21 protein-coding genes are annotated in these 20,862 nt (G+C 74.1%); 14 read left to right on the forward strand and 7 right to left on the reverse strand.

The window, feature by feature from the left end:
• The first annotated feature begins 13 nt into the window (after positions 1-13).
• The 4 genes from dapE to FE374_RS04970 all read left to right on the forward strand — a co-directional run bounded on the left by dapE (position 14) and on the right by FE374_RS04970 (position 3,873).
• Entirely contained in the window at positions 14-1,129 is a 1,116-nt protein-coding gene (gene dapE, locus FE374_RS04955; RefSeq protein ID WP_139927508.1) for a succinyl-diaminopimelate desuccinylase, read from the forward strand.
• A gap of 4 nt (positions 1,130-1,133) precedes the next feature.
• Complete coding sequence (locus FE374_RS04960) at positions 1,134-1,952, forward strand: LOG family protein (RefSeq protein ID WP_139927509.1); 819 nt, start codon at positions 1,134-1,136, stop codon at positions 1,950-1,952.
• 90 nt (positions 1,953-2,042) lie between these two features.
• Positions 2,043-2,210, forward strand: a complete 168-nt coding sequence (locus FE374_RS04965) for a DUF3117 domain-containing protein (RefSeq protein ID WP_139927510.1) — start codon at positions 2,043-2,045, stop codon at positions 2,208-2,210.
• Between the two features lie 82 nt (positions 2,211-2,292).
• Positions 2,293-3,873, forward strand: a complete 1,581-nt coding sequence (locus FE374_RS04970) for a leucyl aminopeptidase family protein (RefSeq protein WP_139927511.1) — start codon at positions 2,293-2,295, stop codon at positions 3,871-3,873.
• A gap of 17 nt (positions 3,874-3,890) precedes the next feature.
• Here the strand turns inward: FE374_RS04970 and FE374_RS04975 are convergent, their stop codons facing one another.
• Positions 3,891-4,523, reverse strand: a complete 633-nt coding sequence (locus tag FE374_RS04975; protein WP_139931363.1) for an O-methyltransferase — start codon at positions 4,521-4,523, stop codon at positions 3,891-3,893.
• Between the two features lie 181 nt (positions 4,524-4,704).
• Between FE374_RS04975 and sigE the strand changes: the two genes are divergently transcribed.
• The 4 genes from sigE to FE374_RS19495 all read left to right on the forward strand — a co-directional run bounded on the left by sigE (position 4,705) and on the right by FE374_RS19495 (position 8,849).
• Positions 4,705-5,349: an RNA polymerase sigma factor SigE gene (gene sigE / locus FE374_RS04980; protein ID WP_139927512.1), complete on the forward strand. Its 645-nt coding sequence runs from the start codon at positions 4,705-4,707 to the stop codon at positions 5,347-5,349.
• Positions 5,346-6,278: an anti-sigma factor family protein gene (locus tag FE374_RS04985; RefSeq protein ID WP_139927513.1), complete on the forward strand. Its 933-nt coding sequence runs from the start codon at positions 5,346-5,348 to the stop codon at positions 6,276-6,278. The genes sigE and FE374_RS04985 overlap by 4 nt, the downstream gene beginning before the upstream one ends.
• 697 nt (positions 6,279-6,975) lie before the next feature.
• On the forward strand, positions 6,976-8,187 hold the full coding sequence (locus FE374_RS19490; RefSeq protein ID WP_223173647.1) for a S1C family serine protease: 1,212 nt from the start codon (positions 6,976-6,978) through the stop codon (positions 8,185-8,187).
• A gap of 59 nt (positions 8,188-8,246) precedes the next feature.
• A complete protein-coding gene (locus FE374_RS19495) occupies positions 8,247-8,849 on the forward strand; it encodes a twin-arginine translocase TatA/TatE family subunit (protein ID WP_230978543.1) in 603 nt (200 codons plus the stop codon).
• 72 nt (positions 8,850-8,921) lie between these two features.
• Here the strand turns inward: FE374_RS19495 and FE374_RS05000 are convergent, their stop codons facing one another.
• From FE374_RS05000 to FE374_RS05010, 3 genes are read right to left on the reverse strand one after another with little or no spacing between them, the layout of a single operon-like run.
• Positions 8,922-10,055 (reverse strand): Mrp/NBP35 family ATP-binding protein, encoded by a 1,134-nt coding sequence (locus FE374_RS05000; protein WP_139927516.1) that lies wholly within the window; start codon positions 10,053-10,055, stop codon positions 8,922-8,924.
• 22 nt (positions 10,056-10,077) lie between these two features.
• Entirely contained in the window at positions 10,078-10,638 is a 561-nt protein-coding gene (locus FE374_RS05005; protein WP_139927517.1) for a DUF1003 domain-containing protein, read from the reverse strand.
• On the reverse strand, positions 10,631-11,932 hold the full coding sequence (locus FE374_RS05010) for a magnesium transporter MgtE N-terminal domain-containing protein (RefSeq protein WP_223173648.1): 1,302 nt from the start codon (positions 11,930-11,932) through the stop codon (positions 10,631-10,633). Before FE374_RS05010 ends, FE374_RS05005 begins: the two co-directional genes overlap by 8 nt.
• A gap of 93 nt (positions 11,933-12,025) precedes the next feature.
• On the opposite strand from FE374_RS05010, the gene FE374_RS05015 reads away from it, so the two are divergent.
• Together FE374_RS05015 and FE374_RS05020 are read left to right on the forward strand one after the other, a co-directional pair.
• Positions 12,026-12,811, forward strand: coding sequence for a general stress protein (locus tag FE374_RS05015; protein ID WP_230978460.1), 786 nt, complete (start codon positions 12,026-12,028; stop codon positions 12,809-12,811).
• Positions 12,812-12,813: 2 nt separating this feature from the next.
• Positions 12,814-13,656, forward strand: coding sequence for a sugar phosphate isomerase/epimerase family protein (locus FE374_RS05020; protein ID WP_139927518.1), 843 nt, complete (start codon positions 12,814-12,816; stop codon positions 13,654-13,656).
• 121 nt (positions 13,657-13,777) lie between these two features.
• On the opposite strand, the gene FE374_RS05025 is transcribed toward FE374_RS05020, so the two are convergent.
• Positions 13,778-15,310 carry an aminopeptidase P family protein gene (locus FE374_RS05025; RefSeq protein ID WP_139927519.1) on the reverse strand — a complete coding sequence of 511 codons (1,533 nt, stop codon included), beginning with the start codon at positions 15,308-15,310 and terminating at the stop codon, positions 13,778-13,780.
• Between the two features lie 109 nt (positions 15,311-15,419).
• Between FE374_RS05025 and FE374_RS05030 the strand changes: the two genes are divergently transcribed.
• Both FE374_RS05030 and FE374_RS05035 read left to right on the forward strand, forming a co-directional pair.
• Positions 15,420-16,262 (forward strand): PHP domain-containing protein, encoded by an 843-nt coding sequence (locus tag FE374_RS05030; RefSeq protein WP_139931371.1) that lies wholly within the window; start codon positions 15,420-15,422, stop codon positions 16,260-16,262.
• Entirely contained in the window at positions 16,259-16,882 is a 624-nt protein-coding gene (locus tag FE374_RS05035) for a MarC family protein (protein WP_139927520.1), read from the forward strand. The genes FE374_RS05030 and FE374_RS05035 overlap by 4 nt, the downstream gene beginning before the upstream one ends.
• A gap of 80 nt (positions 16,883-16,962) precedes the next feature.
• Here FE374_RS05035 and FE374_RS05040 read toward each other — a convergent pair whose 3' ends face one another.
• Positions 16,963-18,564, reverse strand: coding sequence for a DEAD/DEAH box helicase (locus FE374_RS05040; protein WP_139927521.1), 1,602 nt, complete (start codon positions 18,562-18,564; stop codon positions 16,963-16,965).
• A gap of 379 nt (positions 18,565-18,943) precedes the next feature.
• Here FE374_RS05040 and FE374_RS05045 point away from each other — a divergent pair, with 379 nt between their 5' ends.
• A complete protein-coding gene (locus tag FE374_RS05045; protein WP_139927522.1) occupies positions 18,944-19,594 on the forward strand; it encodes a ferritin-like fold-containing protein in 651 nt (216 codons plus the stop codon).
• Positions 19,595-19,596: 2 nt separating this feature from the next.
• Here the strand turns inward: FE374_RS05045 and FE374_RS05050 are convergent, their stop codons facing one another.
• Entirely contained in the window at positions 19,597-19,821 is a 225-nt protein-coding gene (locus FE374_RS05050) for a DUF3107 domain-containing protein (RefSeq protein ID WP_139927523.1), read from the reverse strand.
• Between the two features lie 203 nt (positions 19,822-20,024).
• Between FE374_RS05050 and FE374_RS05055 the strand changes: the two genes are divergently transcribed.
• Positions 20,025-20,852: a DUF3152 domain-containing protein gene (locus FE374_RS05055; protein WP_230978461.1), complete on the forward strand. Its 828-nt coding sequence runs from the start codon at positions 20,025-20,027 to the stop codon at positions 20,850-20,852.
• Positions 20,853-20,862: the final 10 nt, after the last annotated feature.

Below are 20,862 nucleotides of genomic sequence, written 5' to 3' on the forward strand. Positions count from 1 at the left end.
CTACGCTCCCACCATGGCCACCCTGCCGGACCTGGCGAGCACCGACGTCGCCGAGCTGACCGCCGCCGTGTGCGACGTCGCGTCCGTCTCCGGTGAGGAGGGGACGCTGGCCGATGCCATCGAGGCCGCGCTCGCCGCGCACGGGCACCTGGAGGTGCTGCGCGACGGCGACGCCGTGGTGGCCCGCACACGGCTGGGCCGGGACCGGCGCGTGGTGGTCGCCGGCCACATCGACACCGTGCCGGTGAAGGACAACCTGCCGACCTGGCGGCGCACCACCGCCGACGGCACCGAGGAGCTGTGGGGCAGGGGCACCGTGGACATGAAGGGCGGGGTCGCCGTCGCCCTGCACCTGGCCGCCGCCCTGACCGCCCCACGCTGGGACGTCACCTGGGTGTTCTACGACCACGAGGAGGTCGAGGCCGACCTCAACGGGCTCGGACGCCTCGTCCGGGTCCACCCCGACTGGGTGCGGGGCGACCTCGCGGTCCTCGGCGAGCCCACCGCCGGCGGCATCGAGGGCGGCTGCAACGGCACCCTGCGCGCGGAGGTCCGCACCACCGGCCGCACCGCCCACTCCGCCCGGGCATGGCGCGGGGAGAACGCCATTCACAAGGCTGCCGAGGTGCTCGCCCGGCTGAGCGCCTACGAGGCACGCGACGTGGAGGTCGACGGTCTGGTCTACCGGGAGAGCCTGGGCGCCGTCGCCGTGCGCGGCGGGATCGCCATGAACATGATCCCCGACGAGTGCGTGGTCACCGTCAACTACCGCTTCGCCCCGTCCCGGTCCACCGCCGGGGCCGAGGCCCACGTGCGGGAGGTCTTCGCCGGCTTCGACGTGACGGTCACCGACCTTGCGGGTGGCGCCCGCCCCGGCCTGGACGACCCGCTCGTGGCCGGTTTCGTCACCGCGGTCACCGCGGTGACCGGCGGGGCGCCCGGGCCCAAGTACGGCTGGACCGACGTCGCCCGGTTCGCCGAGCTCGGGGTCCCGGCGGTCAACTTCGGCCCCGGGGACCCCATGCTCGCCCACGCCGCCGACGAGCGGGTCCCCCTGGACCAGGTGCGCACCTGCGCGGCCGCGCTGCGCGCCTGGCTCGCCGGTGAGGCCCCGGAGCGGGGACACTGAGGGCATGACACGCGAGGTCCACCCCCATCCGCACCCCGACCGCAACGGCTACCGCAAGGGCCCGGTCCTCCTGCGCGGCGCCCAGGTGCCGGAGGAGACCACCGACGCACGCCTGCTCAAGCCCGAGCAGGACACCAGCTGGCTGCACCAGGACCCCTGGCGGGTGATGCGCATCCAGGCGGAGTTCGTCGAGGGCTTCGGCGCCCTGGCCGAGGTCGGCCCCGCCATCTCCGTGTTCGGCTCGGCCCGGGTGCGCGCCGGGGAGGCGGAGTACGCCCTGGCGGAGGAGCTGGGGCGGCGGCTCGTCGAGGCCGGCTACGCCGTCGTCACCGGCGGCGGCCCCGGCGTCATGGAGGCCGCCAACAAGGGCGCCTGCGAGGCCGACGGGCTCTCGGTGGGGCTGGGCATCGAGCTGCCGTTCGAGCAGGGCATGAACCAGTGGGTCGACCTTGGCGTGAACTTCCGGTACTTCTTCGCCCGCAAGACCATGTTCGTGAAGTACTCCCAGGGGTTCATCGTGCTCCCGGGCGGGTTCGGCACCATGGACGAGCTCTTCGAGGCCCTCACCCTCGTGCAGACGCAGAAGGTCTCCTCCTTCCCCATCGTGCTGGTCGGGAGGGAGTACTGGCGCGGGCTGGTCGACTGGCTGCGCGACACGATGGTCGCCCGCGGCACGATCAACCGGGCGGACATGGACCTGCTGCCACTGGTGGACACCGCGGAGGAGGCCGTCGCGGCCGTCATGGCCGGCGTGGAGGTGCTCCACAACGAGCGCGAGGCGCAGGAAGCCGCGGCCGTCGAGGCCGGCGGCGCGCCCGAGTGATCTAGACTTACGAACAGTGACTGTCCGAACGGCGCCGGGGCACCGGACCGCCCGGGCGGTCGACGAACCAGGAGAAGAGGGGTGCAGCACATGGCCGCGATGAAGCCGAGGACCGGAGACGGGCCGCTCGAGGTGACCAAGGAGGGCCGGGGCATCGTCATGCGTGTCCCGCTCGAAGGGGGCGGCCGCCTGGTCGTCGAGCTCACTCCGGGCGAGGCCGGCGAGCTGAGCGAGGCGCTCAGCGCCGTGGCGAGCTGAACTGACACCCACGAACGTGACGCACGGCCGGCCGGCCTCGCCGGCCGGCCGTCGCCGTCCCACCGACTCCGCAAGGGACCCCATGCCGATCGCCCCCGCCCTGCCCGAGATCGTCCAGCTGACCGAGGGGCTCGACGGCGGCACCTGGCCGACGTACGAGCCCACGGTCGTCGCCGTGCCGGTGGCCCCCGCGCCGCCGGGGGAGGAGGAGGTGCAGCCGCGCGGAGGGGTGGCCGACGTCGCGGCTCTGTACGGCATCGACCTGCTGCACGAGGCCGAGCGGCAGGACGTCACCGGGGCCGCCGGTCAGGCCGCCACGGTCTATCTGCCCCGGGTGCTGCCCGGGGTCGCCGCCGTCCCGTGGGCCGAGCTGCCGCCCACCGTGGTCCTCCTCGGCGTGGGCGACGGCGGGGCCGCCGCGCTGCGCAAGGCCGGCCTGGCGCTGGGCCGGGCGGCTGCCGGCGGGGCGACGGCGGTCACCACCGTGGGCGCGGGCCTGGCGCCCGAGCCGCTGCGGGCCTTCGTCGAGGGCTTCCTCCTCGCCGCCTACCGCATGCCCCGCACCGGCCGGTCGGCGTCGCCGGGCAAGCTGCCCGCGGAGCGGCTGGTGCTGCTCGGCACCGGCGGGCCCGCCACCGAGGCGGCCGTCACCGCCGCCCGGGCCGGGGTGCGGGCCACCCTGCTCGCCCGGGTGCTCGGGGCGACGCCGTCGAACACCAAGAACCCCGCGTGGATGGCCGAGCAGGCCACCGAGCTGGTCACGGCGGCTCCCCGCAGCGAGGGGCAGCTCGACGTCGCGGTGCACGACGAGTCGTGGCTGCGCCGCCACGACATGGGCGGCATCCTCGCGGTCGGCTCCGGCTCGGCCACCCCGCCCCGGCTCGTGACGGTCTCGTGGACGCCGGCGCGCACCACCGCCGCCACCCGCACCGTGGTCCTCGTCGGCAAGGGGATCACGTTCGACACCGGCGGCATCTCGCTCAAGCCGCGCGAGGCCATGGTCTCGATGAAGACCGACATGGCCGGCTCCGCCGCCGTCCTCGCCGCCGTGCTCGCGGCCGCGGAGCTTGGTCTGCCGCACCGGGTGACCGCCGTCCTCGCGCTCGCGGAGAACGCCATGGGCGGGGCGTCCTACCGGCCGGGCGACGTCGTGCGGATCACCGACGGCACCACCGTCGAGGTGTCCAACACCGACGCCGAGGGGCGCATGGTGCTCGCTGACGGTCTCGCCTGGGCGGCGAACTCCCTCACGCCCGACGTCCTCATCGACGTCGCCACCCTCACGGGTGCGGCGAAGCAGGGTCTCGGGCTGCGTCACGCAGCCCTCTACGCCACCGACGACGCGCTGGCGGCCCGCCTGCTCGCCGCCGCGGACGCGGCGGACGAGCCCGCCTGGCGGATGCCCCTAATGGAGGACTACCAGCCCACGCTCGACTCCGACGTGGCCGACATCGCTCACGCCGCCACGGACCCGCACGTCAAGGCCGGGTCGGTCACGGCGGCCCTGTTCCTGCGGCACTTCGCCGGCCAGGTGCCGTGGGCGCACCTGGACATCGCCGGCCCGGGCCGGACCGGCAGCAAGCAGGGCGAGCTGCCGGCCCAGGCGGCGACCGGCTACGGCGCCCGCCTGCTCGTGCGCTACCTCGAGGCGCTGGGCTCCTGACCGACCGCCGGGCCGCGTCAGCGGCGCACGCCCACCAGGAGCCCGTCGCCGGAGGGCAGCAGCGCGCTGACCAGCCGCTCGTCGGTGCGCACCCGCCGGCCGAGCTCGCGCACGGCGACGGTGGTGTCGTCACGCCGGGCGGGGTCCGCCACCCGGTCGCGCCACAGCGCCGCGTTGACGGCGAGGATCCCGCCCGGGCGCAGCAGCCGGACGGCCTGGTCGACGTCGTCGGCCGCCTCGGTCGGGTCGCCGTCGACGAGGACCAGGTCGTAGGCGCGGTCCGCGAGCCGGGGCAGGACGTCCAGGGCGCGGCCGGCGATGAGCCGGGTGCGGGCCGGCTTGATGCCGGCCGCGGTGAACGCCTGGCGGGCGGCCCGCTGGTGCTCGGACTCGACGTCGATCGTGGTGAGCACACCGTCCGGGGTCATCCCGCCGAGCAGCCACAACGCGCTGACGCCCGTGCCGGTCCCGACCTCCGCCACGGAGTGCGCCCGGCTCGCCGCGGCGAGCACCCGCAGGGCCGCCCCCGTGCCGGCGGGCACCGGGACGACGCCAAGCTCCTCCGCGCGCAGCCGCGCCTCGGCGGTGGGGTCGTCCTCGGGGACGAACTCTTCGGTGTAGGCCCAGGACAGGGCCTTGTCGGCAACGATGGTGGGCCTCCGGCAGGTGTGAGCGGCGGGCGGCGGTGACGCCGCAGGTGGTTGGGGTGACCGCACGATGCGGACCAAGGACTGATGCTACCGAGAAGTCAACGGTGGGGCCGGAATCTCCCAGGCGACGCTCAGGTTCTCTCCGTACGATGGTCCGATCGACGCCACAGAAGGAACCCCCATGCCTGACGACGACCGGCCCTCCGGACCGAGCGCCCCGGGCACCCCAGACGGTGCCTGGGCGCCGCCGTCGTGGGAGCAGATCGTCACGGAGCACTCCCCGCGCGTGTACCGGCTGGCCTACCGGCTGACGGGGAACAAGGCAGACGCGGAGGACCTCACCCAGGAGACGTTCGTCCGGGTATTCCGCTCGCTGCAATCCTACAAGCCCGGCAACTTCGACGGGTGGCTGCACCGGATCACCACCAACTTGTTCCTCGACCAGGCCCGACGGCGCTCGCGGGTGCGGCTGGACCCCATCGGTGAGGCCACCGACCGCCTGCCCAGCGCCCACGACGCCGAGGAGCCCGAGCGTGGGTTCGAGCACGCCCACCTCGACCTCGACGTCCAGGCCGCCCTCGACGCGCTGCCGCCGCGCTACCGCGCCGCCGTGGTGCTGTGCGACATCGAGGGCCTCTCCTACGAGGAGATCGCCGCAACCCTCGACATCAAGATGGGCACGGTCCGCTCCCGCATCCACCGGGCCCGCGCCATGCTCCGCGACCAGCTCGCGCACCGTCGGCCGGCCGGCGCGCCCGCCCCTGGACCCGCCGCCGCGCCGGTCCCCGAACCCGCCCCCGCGCCGGCTTTCGGGGGCGCCGGATGAGCCATCTCGGCGAGGACGTCACCGCGCTGGTGGACGGGCAGCTGCCACCCGGGCGGGCGGAGGAGCTGCTGGCCCACGTGGTCGGGTGCGAGGAGTGTGCCGCCGCGATCGCCACCGAGCGGGACGCCCGGCTGCGGCTGGCCGCGGCCCGTGACATGACCCCGAGCGTCGAGCTCACCAGCCGGCTGATCGCCATGGCCGCGGAGCCACCGCAGGACAACCGCGGCGCGCGGGCGCTGGTGGACGTGGCCCTGCGCCCGCTCACCAGCGGGCGCACGCGGCGCCGTCTCGTCGCACGCAGCGGCTTCGTCCTCGCCGGGGCGGCGGGGGTCGCCGGGGTGCTCGTGATCGTCGGGACGCTCGTGGAACAGACCGGGGATCCGTCGGCGATGGTCGCCCAGCTCACCGGCGCCGCGCCCGGCCGGTCCCAGCTCGTGGTGTCCCCGGACACCGTGGGCCTCACGGCCGAGAAGTCCGCGCCCGACACCACCCGGGCGGCGTTGAGCTGGCTGCAGGAGCACGGCTGGAGCGCTCCCGCCGCCCTGCCGGACGGGTTGCGCGTGAGCCACGTGGACACCGTCCACGGCCCGGAGGGGGACCAGCTCCTGCAGATGGAGCTGGTGGGACAGGGCCGGCAGGTGATGATCCTGGAGCAGTACGGCGTGCTCGACCCCGTCTCGGTCGCGGACCTGCCCGTGATCGACCTCGGGAAGCACGACGCCTACGAGCTTCCGGTGCCGGGCACCGCCCTCGTGCTGCAGGCCGGTGACATCACCGTGCTCGTCGCCGCGTCCACCGAGGACGGGACGGTCGCCGAAGTCGCGGCCGCCTTCCCGGCCACCGCTCCGGGTTCGGACATGTCCGACCGTCTGGACCGCGGCTGGCAGACTCTCGTCGGGTGGACCGACCTGATCGCCGAGACCCGGTGACCGCTCGTCGACGGGAGGACGGAAGATGACGCCGGAGCACAACCCCGAGCCTTCTGCTCCTGAGCCTTCAGCTCCCCAGCCCCCCGCGCGCCCGGAGGGTGGCTCAACGGAGCAGCTGCGCCCGGCCTCGTCGCGCGTGACCGGCGCACCGAGCCCGTACGAGTACGCGCCCACGCCGGCGCCTGGCCCGGCTCCCTACCACTACGTGGGGCGTCCCACCGGCGGCTTCGCGCCACCCGACGGGTCCGGTCCGGGGACGGCCGCCGCCGGGGGACACGCCGGCGGCCTTGACGCTCACCGCACATCAGGCGCACGCACCACTCCCGGTGCGCCGTTGCCGCGGCCCGGCCTGGGTGCGTCCTTCGACGTGGCCCACGAGGGCGCGCCGGCCGACGGCGCAGCCCCGGGGCCGCGCCGCCCCCGCCTTTTCGCCCGCCTCCGGCGTCGCACGGCCTCCCCGGCGTCCCGGGAGCCCTCCGCTCGCGAGGTCGGCCGGCCCACACCCGGGGACGAGAGGGGAATCGGCTCGGCCGGTGCGCCGCTCCCGACGGCGACCCCTCCCGCCGTCGGCACGGCGCCACCTGCTTTCGCCGATCCGTCTGCCGCTGGTGCGGCTCACGGGTTCGCCCAGCCGTCCGGGGAGACCCACGGGTTCGCCCAGCCGTCCGGGGAGACCCACGGGTTCCGTTCGCCCGTCATGCACGGCGCGGTCGACCCGTTCGCACCCCACAGCTCCGGCGGGCGGCACCCCTATGCCGCGCCGGCCACGACGGGCGGCGTCGCCGACCTGTTCCCCCGCCCGCAACGACCCGACCCCCACCGTCGCGGCGTCGCCGCCGGCGTCGTCGTGCTGCTGGTCCTCGTCGCCCTGCTCGCGGGGCTTCTCCTGGGCGGCCTGGGCGCCCGGGCGATCTTCGGCGTCGGGCGGGCGGCCGCCCCGTCGACGCTGCCGGTCTCCTCGGCGGCGGACGTGAACCGGGCGCCCGACTCCGTCGCGGGCATCGCGGCGGCCGTCCTGCCGTCCACCGTCTACGTCCAGGCCACCGACGGCACCCAGGGCAGCTCGGGCACCGGCATGGTGCTGCGCGAGGACGGCTACGTCGTCACCAACAACCACGTCATCGAGCTCGCCGCCGAGAACGGGCAGGTCGTGGTGATCTTCTCCGACGGCGGCGAGGAGGAGGCGAAGATCGTCGGCCGCACCGCCGACTACGACCTCGCCGTGCTCAAGGTCGACCGGACCGGCCTCCAGCCCCTGGTGCTCGCCGACTCCGACGCCGTCGCGGTGGGGGACCCGGTGATCGCCGTCGGCGCCCCGCTCGGCCTCGAGGGCACCGTGACCACCGGCATCATCAGCGCGCTCAACCGGCCGGTGCGCGCCGGCGGCGGTGCGGCGTCGACGTTCATCAACGCCATCCAGACCGACGCCGCGATCAACCCGGGGAACTCCGGCGGCCCGCTCGTCGACGCCGCCGGCCAGGTGGTGGGCATCAACACCGCCATCGCGCAGGCCTCCGGCACCCCGCAGGCCACCGGCAGCATCGGGCTCGGCTTCGCGATCCCGTCGGACCAGGTGCGGCGCACCGCCGAGCAGCTCATCGCCGACGGTCGGGCAACGTTCCCCGTCATCGGGGTCGCCCTCGACACCCGGTACAACGGGGAGGGCGTACAGGTGCTCACCGACGACCAGGCCGGCCAGGCCGCGGTCACCCCGGGCGGGCCAGGCGACGATGCCGGTATCCGGCCCGGCGACGTCATCCTCAGCATCGACGGCCGTCCGGTGACCGACCCGGACGAGCTCATTGTCGCGATCCGGTCGCGTGCCCCGGGCGACCAGGTGGACCTCGAGGTGCGCCGGGACGGTGACGAGCGCCACGTGACGGTCGTGCTCGGTGAGGAGACCAGCTGACCGGCTAGGACCTTCGCGTGGCAGGGGCGGCGGGTCGCGCGGCTTATCCTTGGCAGGTGATGGGGATCTCCGGTGGCGAGCTGGTCGTGCTGCTCGTCCTCGCCTTCCTGCTCATCGGGCCCGAACGGCTCCCCAATCTCGCGCAGCAGCTGGGGCGGCTCACCCGCGAGCTCAAGAAGCTCGCGACCGGCGCCAAGGACAAGGTCCGCGACGAGCTCGGTCCCGAGTTCGACGAGCTGGCGAAGTTCGACCCCCGCCAGTATGACCCCCGGCGCATCGTCCGCGAGGCGCTGATGGAGGAGGACGAGCCGCCGCGCGCCACGCCCCGGCCACCCGCCGCCCGGCGCCGGCCCGCCGCAGCGGCCGCCGCGGGAGCTGCGGCCGCAGCCGCCACGGGCGCGCCCTCGGCGCACGCATCCGCAACCGCTGCACCGGGGTCGGCAGCACCTGCGGCGGGCCCGGCAGCCGGGGCCGGCGTCGTGCCACCGGCGCCGGCAACGGTCGGGCCGGCCGCCGCGACGCCGGGCGAGCAGGTCCCGATCAGCCCCGCCGAGATCGTCGCCCGGACGTACGGCCCGTCGGGCTCGACCGCGGCCGCGGCCGGTGACGGGCACACCCAGGTGGAGACCTACGTGGTGCCCTTCGACGACGAGGCCACCTGAGGCGGCCAGTCCTGGACGTGACGAGGCCCGGCGCCGCACGGCGCCGGGCCTCGTCGTCGGACGTGGTGTCGGTCAGCGACCCACGGGGCTGATGCCCAGGGACCGGCCGGCCAGGCCACGCGCGCGGTGGGAGAGCGCGCGGGCGACGCCGCGCAGGGCCTGCCCGGCGCCGCCGTCGTCCTCGTGCAGGACCAGCGGCACCCCGCTGTCACCCGCCTCGCGCAGCGACTGCTGGAGCGGGATCTGGGCGAGCAGCGGCACCTCGTAGCCGAGCGCGGTGCTGAGCTCGGCGGCGACCCGCTCGCCGCCCCCGGTGCCGAAGATCTCCACGCGGGAGCCGTCCGGCTGCTCCAGCCAGGACATGTTCTCGATGACGCCGACCACGTGCTGGTGGGTCTGCTCGGCGATGATGCCGGCGCGCTGGGCCACCTCGGCGGCCGCCACCTGCGGGGTGGTGACCACGAGCACCTCGGAGTTGGGCAGCATCTGCGCCACCGAGATGGCGACGTCGCCGGTGCCGGGCGGCAGGTCCAGCAGGAGCACGTCGAGGTCACCCCAGAAGACGTCGGCGAGGAACTGCTGCAGCGCGCGGTGCAGCATCGGGCCGCGCCACACCACCGGCCGCCCGTTCGGGGTGAACATGCCGATGGAGATGACCTTCACGTCCTTGGCCACCGGGGGCAGGATCATGTCGTCGACCTTGGTCGGCGGGTGCTCCACGCCCAGCATGCGGGGGATGGAGAAGCCGTAGATGTCGGCGTCGACCACGCCGACCTTGAGCCCGTCGGCGGCCATCGCGGCGGCGAGGTTCGCCGTCACCGAGGACTTGCCGACCCCACCCTTGCCGGACGTGATCGCGTACACGCGGGTCAGCGAGCCGGGCTGGGCGAAGGGGATCACCGGCTCGGCGACGCCGCCGCGCAGCATGGTGCGCAGGTCCTTGCGCTGCTCGTCGGTCATGACGCCCAGGTCGACCCGGACCTCGGCGACGCCGTCCATGGCGCCGACGACGCGGGTGACGTCGCGCGTGATGGTGTCCTTGAGCGGGCACCCGGCGGTGGTCAGGTCCACCCCGACGACGACCTGCCCGCCCGTGCCGACGTCCACCGACCGCACCATGTTCAGCTCGGTGATCGGACGGCGGATCTCGGGGTCCATGACATTGCCGAGCTCGGCCCGGACGGCCTCGACGGTGGGTGCGCTCATGCCTCCATGGTAGGCGGCGGTCCTACGGCCCCTGACCGTGGTCTTGCTCACGCGCCCGGTCCTCCTGCATGCCGGCGAGGTCACGCTCGAGGTCGCGGATGCGTTCTTCACGCTCCTCGACGATGTCCTCCAGCAGCCCGCGCAGCTCGGACCGGACGAAGTCGCGGGTGGCGACGTCGTTCAGGGCCAGGCGCAGGGCGGCCAGCTCGCGGGCGACGTACTCGGTGTCGGCCAGGTTCCGCTCGGCCCGCTGGCGGTCCTGCTCGGCGGAGACCCGGTCACGGTTCACCTGCCGGTTCTGCGCGAGCAGGATCAGCGGGGAGGAGTAGGACGCCTGCAGCGAGAGCATGAGCGTCAGCGCCGTGAAGCCCAGCGCCGCCGAGTCGAACCGCAGCGGCACCGGAGCCAGGGTGTTCCACAGCATCCACACCGCGCAGAAGATCGTCAGGTAGATGAGGAAGCGCGGCGTGCCGAGAAAGCGGGCCACGCCCTCCGAGAGACGGCCGAACCGGTCCGGGTCCTTGGAGCGGCGGTGGAACCAGCGGCGCCTGGCCTCCAGCGGGGTGTCGAGGCGCTCAGCCATGGGCGCTCCTGGTCATCGCCTCATCGGTGACGTCCTCGTCGGCGTCGCGCCAGTCGTCGGGCAGGAGGTGGTCGAGGACGTCGTCGACCGAGACGGCGCCGAGCAGGCGGCCGCCCTCGTCCACCACCGGCAGGGCGGTGAGGTTGTAGGTCGCCAGCAGGCGGGTCACCTTGCCGATCTTGTCCTCGGGCGCCAGCGCCTCGACATCCTTGTCCATCAGCGAGCCGATGAGCTGGTGCGGGGGCTCGCGCAGCGCGTGCTGCAGGTGGACCACGCCCAGCAGCTTCCCGGTCGGGGTCTCCAACGGCGGGCGCACCACGAACACCATCGCCGCGAGCGCCGGCGTGACGTCCTCGCGGCGGGCGTGCGCGAGCGCCGTCGCCACGGTGGCCTCGGGCGGCAAGATCAGAGGCTCGGTGGTCATCAGGCCGCCGGCGGTGTGCTCGTCGTAGGCGAGCAGGCGGCGCACGTCCTCGGCCTCGTCCGGCTCCATGCGCTCCAGCAGCAGGCTGGCGGTCTGGCTGGGCAGCTCAGAGATGAGGTCCGCGGCGTCGTCGGGCTGCATGGCGTCAAGCACGTCGGCCGCCCGCTCCAGGTCCAGGCCGGAGACGATCGAGACCCGGTCCTCGTCGCCGAGCTCCTCGAGCACGTCCGCGAGGCGCTCGTCGTCGAGCGCGGCGGCCACCTCCAGCCGGCGGGCGTCAGGCAGATCGCGCAGCACGTCGGCGATGTCCGCTGGCTTGAAGTCCTCGAGGGTGGCCAGCAGGGCGGTCGCCCCCTGCTGGGCGGGAGAGAGTCCCAGCCCGGTGATGTCCTCGATGTCGACCACGCGTGCCTCGCCGCGCCGCAGGCCGAGGCCGGTGCGGCCACTCGCGCGGCGCACGAACAGCTTGGTGACGTGCCAGTCGCGGTTGCGCTGCTGCTCGATGGCGAGGTCCTCCACGACGGCTGCGGTGCCGCCGTCGCGCAGCGTGACCTGCCGGTCCAGCAGCTCGGCCACCACGAGGGTCTCGGTCGCCCGCCGCTGGAAGCGGCGGATGTTGACGAGGCCGGTGGTGATCACGGCGCCGCCGTCGATGCTGGTCACCCGGGTGAGGGGGAGGAAGACGCGGCGCTTGCCCGGCACCTCGACGACCAGCCCGACGGCGCGGGGGGTGCCCTTGGGCCGGATGAGGACGACGACGTCGTGCACCCGGCCCACCTGGTCGCCCAGGGGGTCGAAGACGGCGGTGCCCACCAGACGCGCGACGTAGACGCGGCTGGGCGGGGCGCTGCTCCGGGTGGTGGTGCTCACGGGCGTCAGCCTAAGGCCCCCCGTGCGGCAGCCCGGTGCGGCGCCCGGGGAGCCGCCTTGGCGCCCGGAGGCCCGGGAGAGGAAGATCGGGGCATGGCCATGATGCGCAGACAGGGCGACGCCCGGGTCCCGACGATGCCCACCGGGGTGGAGATCGCCTCCTACTCGACCTACCTGGAGGCCCAGCAGGCGGTGGACCACCTCTCGGACCAGGCGTTCGAGGTGCGGCAGGTGACGATCGTCGGCACCGACCTGCGCCTTGTCGAGCGCATCACGGGCCGGCTGACCTACGCCCGGGTGGCCGGGGCCGGCGCGATGAGCGGTGCGTGGTTCGGGCTGATGATCACGGTCGTGTACTGGCTGTTCATGCCCGACGGCTCGACCTTCCCGCTGCTGGCCGGCCTCCTCATCGGCGCCGCCTTCGGCATCCTGTTCGCCGTGGTCTCCTACTCGCTGACCGGCGGCAAGCGCGACTTCACGTCCGCGAGCCAGGTGGTCGCCTCGCGCTACTCCCTCGTGTGCGCGCCCGAGCACGCCGGCGAGGCCCGCCAGCTCCTGACGGCCGCCGGCCGCGGCGGGCGGCACCGGACCACCCCGCCCACCGGTCAGCAGGTCCCGCCCGTCCGGCTGCCGGACAACCCCTACGCGGCGCCTGGCGCGGCTGGTGCGCCCTCGGGAGAACCGCGGACCGTGCCGGCACCGGCCGGAGAGCGGCCCGCTGATCGGCCCGGTGTGCCGGGCGCGAGCGCGGCGGCGCCGGCCGACGGGCGGCCCCGGTACGGTCTGCGGCTGGAGGACCTCGAGGACCCGGCCCCGCCGCCCGCCGGTGGGGGCGACGACGACCGCCCGGCCAGGGCGGGCGAGGACGCGGACCGCTGAGCGTGACGATCCCGGTCGGGCTGTCGACCTCCTCGGTGTACCCCGGCGGCGTCGAGGAGACGTTCGCCCTCGCGCAGGACCTCGGCTACGACGGTGTCGAGGTGATGGTGCTGCGGGACCCGGACAGTCAGGACGCCATCCGCCTGCGGCACCTGCGCGAGGAGTTCGGCCTGCCGGTGCTGGCCATCCACGCGCCCACGCTCCTGCTCACCCAGGGGGTGTGGGGCAAGGACCCCTGGGACAAGATCGACCGGTCCACCGAGCTGGCCCACGCCGTCGGCGCCGACGTGGTGGTCGTGCACCCGCCGTTCCGGTGGCAACGGGGCTATGCCGAACACTTCGTCGGCGCCATCGCCGAGCGCGAACGCCTCGACGGCATGCGGCTGGCAGTGGAGAACATGTTCCCGTGGCGGGCCCGGACCTCCAAGCGTGAGCGCACCATGCAGGCCTACCTGCCGGGCTGGGACCCGCTCGAGCAGGACTACCGCTCGGTGACCCTGGACCTCTCGCACACCGCCACTGCCGGACTGGACCGCGACGCCGCGCTGGCCATGGCGGACGAGCTCTTCCCGCGCCTGGCCCACCTGCACCTGGCGGACGGCACGAACACGTTCATGGACGACCACATGGTGCCCGGCCGGGGCGACCAGCCGTGCGCGGAGGTGCTGCAGATGCTCGCGGCGCAGCGGTTCACCGGCTCGGTGGTGGTCGAGGTCAACACCCGCAAGATGTCCGGCGTCGGGCGGCGGACCGCGCTGGCGGAATCCCTCGCCTTCGCCCGCACGCACCTCGACGGCGCCACCTCCGCGCCGGCCCGTGAGCTGGACGTGCCCGAGGACTCCTGACCCGCGGGCCTCCGCCTCCCGTGAGACCGCCCGTCATCTTCTCCGCGACATGTCACGACATGTCGCGGAGAAGATGACATCTCGCTGCAGGGCGGGTGCGGGGAGTGCGGGTGCGGGGCGGTCAGCCCCGCAGGCCGGCCATCCACGCCTCGATCTCGTCCGGCCGGCGCGGCAGCGCGGCCGAGAGGTTCTCCACCGAGCCGTCCTCGTGGACCAGGATGTCGTCCTCGATCCGCACCGCCATCCCGCGCAGCTCCTCGGGCACCTTCAGATCGTCCTCGCGGAAGTACAGGCCCGGCTCGATCGTGAAGATCATCCCCGGGGTCAGCTCGCCGTCGAGGTACATCTCCCGGCGGGCCTGGGCACAGTCGTGCACGTCGAGGCCCAGGTGGTGGCTGGTGCCGTGCACCATCCAGCGGCGGTGGTACTGGCCCTCGGGGTCGAGGGACTCCTCCGCCGTGCCCGGCAGCATGCCCCACTCGGCCAGCCGGGTGGCCAGCACCTCCATCGCGGCGGCATGCAGGTCGCGGAAGATCACGCCCGGCCGCCCGGCGCGCGCGAACGACGCGTCGGCCGCCTCGAGGACCGCCTCGTAGACCTTGCGCTGGGCGGCGGTGAAGACACCGTCGACCGGGATGGTCCGGGTGACGTCCGCCGTGTACAGGCTGTCCACCTCCACCCCGGCGTCGATGAGCACCAGCTGGCCCGGGCGGACCGGCCCGTCGTTGATGATCCAGTGCAGCGTGTTCGCGTGGTTCCCGGCGGCGGCGATGGTCTCGTAGCCCACGCCGTTGCCCTCCTCGCGGGCCCGGGCGCCGAACACCCCCTCGATCACCCGCTCCCCGCGCGGGTGCTCGACGGCGCGCGGCAGGTTGCGCACGATGTCCTCGAAGCCGCGGGCGGTGGCGGCGACCGCCTCGCGCATCTGCGCGATCTCGTAGGGGTCCTTGCGCAGCCGCAGCTCGGAGAGCGCCTCGGCCAGGGCGGTGTCCGCCTCGTCCGCGCCGGCGCTCAGGCCGCTCTGCTCGCGAACGGCCGTCACCCGAGCCTCCACGGCGGCGTCGGCGGAGCGCACCACCCGCAGCTGGATCTGCCCGGCGTCCTTCGCGAGGGCGTCGGTGAGGGAGTCGATGTGCTCGGTGCGCAGCCCGGTCTGGGCGGCGACCTCGGCCAGGGAGGGCCGCACGCCCACCCACAGCTCGCCGTAGCGCGAGTCGGCGTAGAACTCCTCGGTGTCCCGGCCGGCGCGCGGCCGGAAGTACAGCACAGCCTCGTGGGTGGGGACGTCCGGGCCGCCGGCCTGGGCGTCCAGCGGGTGCAGGACGAGCACGGCGTCGGGCTCCTCGTCGGTGCCCATGCCCGTGAGGTGCGCGAAGGCGGAGTGCGGGCGGAACCGGTAGTCGTTGTCGTTGTTGCGGGTGACGAGCTGCCCGGCGGGGACGACCAGCCGGTCCGTGGGGAACTGGGCACCGATCGCGGCGCGCCGCTCCGCCGCGTGGTCCGCAGCCGGGGAACGTTCGGGCAACCCGTCCGGCCGCGGGCCCCACCCGTCCGCGATGAAGGCCCGGAACGCCTGGCTGGTGGGGCGCTGGGAGCGGTTGCTGCCACGCTCGGTGAGGGCCTGCTCGGAAGTATCGTTCTGCGCTTCACTCATGCGTCCATGCTCTCACCGCGCCCTGACACCGGGCCCGGGCGCCGAGCGTCGTGTGTACGGGCCGAGCGTCCCCAGGCCGTACGCTGGCCCGGTGTCAGCAGGTGAGACGGTGCGCATCGACCCCCATGTGCATTCCGCCACCTCCGACGGCACGGACACCCCGGCCGAGGTGATGCGGGCCGCCGCGGCCGCGGGTCTCGACGTCGTCGCGCTGACCGACCACGACACGGTGGGTGGCTGGGCCGAGGCGGCGGACGCCGTCGCCGAGACCGGAGTGGCCCTGGTGCGCGGCGCGGAGCTGTCCTGCCAGTGGCGCGGGATCACCGTGCACCTGCTCAGCTACCTGCACGACCCCGCCGACGCGGCCGTCACCGCGGAGATGCGGCGGGCGCGCAGCTCCCGGCAGGACCGTGCCCGGGTCATGGTCGAGCGCATCGCCCGGGACTACCCGATCAGCTGGGCGCAGGTCGAGGAGCAGCTGGCCGACGGCGCCACCGTTGGCCGCCCGCACATCGCCGACGCGCTGGTCGCCGCCGGGGTCATGCCGGACCGCAGCACGTGCTTCGAGACGATCCTGTCCGTCCGGGGCCCCTACTACGTGCCGTACCACGCGCCCGACGTCGTCCACGCGGTCGGGCTCGTCCGGGCGGCGGGCGGGGTGCCCGTCATGGCCCATCCCCGCGCGGCCGTGCGCGGCCGGGTGGTACCCGACTCCGTCGTCGCGAAGATGGCCGACGCCGGGCTGGCCGGCCTCGAGATCGACCACCGCGACCACACCGCCGGCGCGATCAGCGAGCTCGAGGCTCTGGCCGCGCGCCTGGGCCTGGCGCGGACCGGGTCCAGCGACTACCACGGGGCCGGCAAGCCGAACCGCCTCGGGGAGCACACCACCAGCCCGGAGGTGCTGGAGATGATCGATAACGAGGGCTTCCTGCCCGTGGTCCGCCCGTGACCGACCTGATCGACCTGACCCTGCTGGCGACCACTTTCACCACGCTGTTCGTCATCATGGACCCGCCCGGCACGGTGCCGGTGTTCCTCGCGCTGACCTCGACGATGACGGCGCGACAGCGGCGCACGGCCGCGCGCCAGGCCACCGTCGTCGCCTTCGGGGTGATCCTCGCCTTCACCCTCTTCGGTCAGTACATCCTCGACTTCCTGCACATCTCCGTGCCCGCCCTGCAGCTGGCCGGCGGGCTCCTGCTCCTGCTCGTCGCCATGGAGCTGCTCACCGGCAAGGCCGAGGAGCCCCAGCCCTCCGGCAGCGGGGTCAACGTGGCGCTGGTGCCGCTGGGCACCCCGCTGCTGGCCGGGCCCGGCGCGATCGTCGCCGCCATGCTCGCCGTCCAGGAGGGCGGGGACTCCGTGGCCGGCTGGGCGGCCATCGGGCTCGCCCTGGTCGGGATCCACCTGGTGTTGTGGGCGTCGATGCGTTTCGCCGGTGTGATCCACCGGGTCCTCGGCGACGGCGGGACCACCCTGGTCACTCGCATCGCCGGCCTGCTGCTGGCGGCCATCGCCATGCAGCTCATGGTCGACGCGGTGTTCGCGTTCATCGACCTGGAGTTCTGACCAGATCGGGCCCGGCAGCAGGTGCTGCCGGGCCCGTTCGGTGAGCAGTGGTCGTACGCGAGGAACGCGTCAGGTGCGGGTCAGGCTTGCGCGGTGCCCTCCGCGGACTTGCCGCCGCGGGTGCGCCGCCGGCGCCGGTTGCGGGGCGGCCGCTCGGCGTCCTCGACGTGCTCGTGTCCCTCGCGGGCGCCTGCGCGACCCCGGCCCCCCTCGTGGGTGCGGGCCGTCTCGCGGCCGGCGCGGCCGTGGCCGCCGGCGGTCCGGGCGCCGCCGTCGCGGGCGCCCCCGTGTCGCTTGCCGGTCTCGCCGAGGTCCTCGAGCTCCTCGGCGTCCAGCCCGGCGCGCGTGCGCGCGCCACGGGGGAGGCGGCCGGTGGTGCCCTCCGGGATGTTCAGGTCCGCATACAGGTGCGCGGAGGTGTGGTACGTCTCCACCGGGTCGTCGGCGCCGAGGTTCAGCTGCCTGTTGATCAGCGACCAGCGCGGCATGTCGTCCCAGTCGACGAACGTCACGGCGGTGCCGGTGTTGCCCGCGCGGCCGGTGCGGCCGATGCGGTGGAGGTAGATCTTCTCGTCCTCGGGGCACTGGTAGTTGACCACATGCGTGACGTCGTCGACATCGATGCCGCGCGCGGCGACGTCGGTGGCGACCAGCACGTCGACCTTGCCCGAGCGGAAGGCGCGCAGCGCCTGCTCACGCGCGCCCTGACCGAGGTCGCCGTGGATGGCGGCGGAGGCGAAGCCGCGCTCGGCGAGGTCCTCGGCCACCCGGGCGGCGGTGCGCTTGGTGCGGGTGAAGACGATGGTCAGGCCGCGGCCCTCCGCCTGGAGGATGCGGGCGAGCATCTCGACCTTGTTCAGGGCGTGGGCGCGGTAGACCACCTGCCGGGTGTTCTTCACCGTCGCGCCCTGGTCGTCGGGGTCCTGGGCGCGGATGTGCGTGGGGCGGGACATGTAGCGGCGTGCCATCGCGACGACGGCGCCGGGCATGGTGGCCGAGAACAGCATGGTGTGGCGGCTGGCCGGCGTGCCCGCGAGCAGCGTCTCGACGTCGGGCAGGAAGCCCAGGTCGAGCATCTCGTCCGCCTCGTCGAGGACGACCGTGCGGACGTGGGAGAGGTCGAGGATGCGCTGCTTGAGCAGGTCGATCATGCGGCCGGGCGTGCCGACGACGACCTCGGCGCCCCTGGAGAGCGCCTCGATCTGCGGCTCGTACGCGCGGCCGCCGTAGACCTGGACCACCCGGACGGCGCGACGGCGTGAGGCGGCGGCGAGGTCCTCGGCCACCTGCTTGGCCAGCTCGCGGGTGGGCACGATGACGAGGGCCTGCGGCTTGCCGGGGGAGGCGAGCTCGTCGTAGCCGTCCTCGCCGGGGGCGACGAGGTGCTGGAGGAGCGGGATGCCGAAGCCGAGTGTCTTGCCCGTGCCGGTCTTGGCCTGGCCGATGATGTCCTGACGGCGCAGGGCCACCGGCAGCGTGAGCGCCTGGATCGCGAACGGGTGGGTGATGCCGACGTCACGGAGTGCGTCGACGATCTCGGCGGAGACGCCGTAGTCCGCGAAGGACATCTCCTCGAGGTTGGCGGTGGCGCCGTCGTCGGTGATGTCGGGGGTGGCCTCGTCCACGACGGGCAGGGTGAGGTGCTCGACGTCCTCGAGCACACCGGTGTTGAGATCGGTCATGTGCAGCTGTGCCTTGTCGTTCGTGGCGGCACGGGCGCCTCCCGGCCGTCGAACAGCCGGGGCGCAGGGGCCGTGCCACCTGCTCGTGGCAGCCGATCGTGATCATGTCGTGCCGCTGTGTGCGGCTCAGGCTCAGGTTTCTACGAGACGACCGGGCAACCGTGTACCGGTCCAGGGTAGCGTGTTGGGCAAGAAATATGGGGGCGGGACGGCGTGGAAACGCTCACGCGGCACATTCCCGCGTAGATGTGTCGTGATCCCCGTACATCCGCGCCGTGTCGGCGACTCCACGGTGCGTCGTCGCGAGCGACGGTCGCCGACGACCACGGGCAAGGTGCCCGGACCGCGGACCGGCGTATTCCCCGTCTAACCTGGCCCCATGTCCGAGCCCAGCCATGCCGCCGCCGTCGCCGACCTGCTCGGCCTGTACTCCTCGATCCAGCTGGCGGCGTTCACGCGGCTCGCCAAGGACGCCGAGCACGCCCCGGACCTGCCCGGCCAGGTGACGATCTCCCGGATGGCCGCCGGTGAGCTCGCCCACCTGGACGAGCTCGAGCGCCTGGCTCGCGAGCTGGGCGCGGACTTCTATGACACCACCGCACGGTTCGCGGACCTCCTGGGCGACCTGGACCGCCGCACGGCGCCCGGCGACTGGTGGGAGCGGCTCATGAAGACGTACGTGGCGTACGGCATGCTCGCGGACCTGCAGCGCGCGCTCTCCGCCGACCTGGACAAGACGCTGCGGGCGGTGGTCGAGGAGATCCTCGCCGACAACGGGTACGCCGACTACGTGGTGGCGACGGTGGGCCCGGTGGCCGCCGCGGACCCCCAGCTCAAGGCGCGCCTGGCGCTGTGGGGACGGCGGGTGGTCGGTGAGGCGCTCGGCATCGTCCAGCGCGCGCTCGAGGAGCACCCCGGGCTGCTCGGCGCCCTCCCCGAGGGTGGCGAGGCGGACGCCGCCGGCCGGGTGCGCAACCAGCTCACTTCTGGGCACGCCCGGCGGATGGACCGGCTAGGCCTGACGGCCTGAGCTCAGAGCAGACCGAAGCCCACCCGACGCTGCTCGGAGGGGCCGACCTCCACGTACCCGAGCGCTGCCGCGGGGACCACCACGTGCCGGCCCTTCTCGTCCTGCAGCACCAGGTTGGAGTTGTCCGAGAGCGCCTTGTCGACGGCGGCGAGCACCTCGTCCGCGCTCTGGGTGGACTCCAGGGTGATCTCGCGCGAGACGTTCCGGACGCCGATGGTGATCTCCACAGGTTTCTCCTTCTGGACGGTGGGCCGCGTCGACTCCTGGGCTGACATGCTCGGTCGGTGACGGCTGTGCTGCGCCCATCGTAGGTCGTCGGACCCGGACGGCGCGGCGCGGCACACCCGCACACCGCCCAGGGTGACGGCTCACCCCCGGCCTCGACCCGCGGTGTCCGGCGCTGGGGCCCGCGCGTGAAAAGATGGGTGCCGTGCCTCCTCTTCGTGCCATTTTCGGCGTGCTCGCGATCGGGGCGCTCACCGTCGGCGTCGCCGTACCGGCGAGCGCCGCGCCGGAGGCGGTAGCGAGCTCCGTGGCGGCGATGAGTGCGACACCGTCCGGGACCGACGCCACGTCCCGCACCGACGCCGCGTCCGGGACCGACGCCGCGTCCGGGACCGGGACCGGGGCCGCCCGCGCAAAGCTGGCGCTGCCGTGGCTGCGCACGAGCGTGGAGCAGGTGCTGCGCGCCGAGCGGGCCCGGGCTGGGCTGACCGGGACGGACATTCCCGACACCGCGTCCGGCCGGCTCGTCGTCGTCGCGGGCTCCGTCGACGCGCCTCGCCCGGCCGCCCGGGTGATGAGTGTGCGCGTGGAGGTCGAGGACGGACTTCCGGTCGATGGCGTCGCCTTCGCGGATTTCGCGCTGGCCGTCCTGAACGACGAGCGGGGCTGGGGCCACGACGGGTCCGTCTCCTTCGCCCGCACCGGCGGCGCGGCGGACCTGCGGGTGGTGCTCGCCTCCGGCGCTCTCACCGACGCGCTGTGCTACCCGCTGCGCACCCTCGGCGAGGTCTCGTGCGGGACCGCCGGGCGCGCGGTGCTCAACGCGGAACGCTGGTCGCAGGGCGCCGAGGCCTTCCTGACGGCCGGCGGCACCCTCACCGCCTACCGCCAGTACCTCGTGAACCATGAGGTCGGTCACCTGCTCGGCCGCCCGCACCAGGCCTGCCCGGCCGCCGGGGCTTCGGCCCCGGTGATGGTCCAGCAAACCCTCGACCTGCAAGGATGCATGCCGAACGGCTGGCCTGCCCGGTGATGTCAGTGCT

This window comes from Georgenia yuyongxinii (genome assembly GCF_006352065.1).
Lineage (GTDB): Bacteria > Actinomycetota > Actinomycetes > Actinomycetales > Actinomycetaceae > Georgenia > Georgenia yuyongxinii.

Coding starts and splice junctions, on each gene's coding strand:
- sigE (WP_139927512.1), top strand. CDS start 4,705: ATGCCTGACGACGACCGGCCCTCCGGACCGAGCGCCCCGGGCACCCCA.
- FE374_RS05025 (WP_139927519.1), bottom strand. CDS start 15,310: ATGAGTGAAGCGCAGAACGATACTTCCGAGCAGGCCCTCACCGAGCGT.
- FE374_RS05000 (WP_139927516.1), bottom strand. CDS start 10,055: ATGAGCGCACCCACCGTCGAGGCCGTCCGGGCCGAGCTCGGCAATGTC.
- FE374_RS05040 (WP_139927521.1), bottom strand. CDS start 18,564: ATGACCGATCTCAACACCGGTGTGCTCGAGGACGTCGAGCACCTCACC.
- FE374_RS04970 (WP_139927511.1), top strand. CDS start 2,293: ATGCCGATCGCCCCCGCCCTGCCCGAGATCGTCCAGCTGACCGAGGGG.
- FE374_RS04965 (WP_139927510.1), top strand. CDS start 2,043: ATGGCCGCGATGAAGCCGAGGACCGGAGACGGGCCGCTCGAGGTGACC.
- FE374_RS05045 (WP_139927522.1), top strand. CDS start 18,944: ATGTCCGAGCCCAGCCATGCCGCCGCCGTCGCCGACCTGCTCGGCCTG.
- FE374_RS04960 (WP_139927509.1), top strand. CDS start 1,134: ATGACACGCGAGGTCCACCCCCATCCGCACCCCGACCGCAACGGCTAC.
- FE374_RS04985 (WP_139927513.1), top strand. CDS start 5,346: ATGAGCCATCTCGGCGAGGACGTCACCGCGCTGGTGGACGGGCAGCTG.
- FE374_RS19495 (WP_230978543.1), top strand. CDS start 8,247: ATGGGGATCTCCGGTGGCGAGCTGGTCGTGCTGCTCGTCCTCGCCTTC.
- FE374_RS19490 (WP_223173647.1), top strand. CDS start 6,976: ATGCACGGCGCGGTCGACCCGTTCGCACCCCACAGCTCCGGCGGGCGG.
- FE374_RS05005 (WP_139927517.1), bottom strand. CDS start 10,638: ATGGCTGAGCGCCTCGACACCCCGCTGGAGGCCAGGCGCCGCTGGTTC.
- dapE (WP_139927508.1), top strand. CDS start 14: ATGGCCACCCTGCCGGACCTGGCGAGCACCGACGTCGCCGAGCTGACC.
- FE374_RS05015 (WP_230978460.1), top strand. CDS start 12,026: ATGGCCATGATGCGCAGACAGGGCGACGCCCGGGTCCCGACGATGCCC.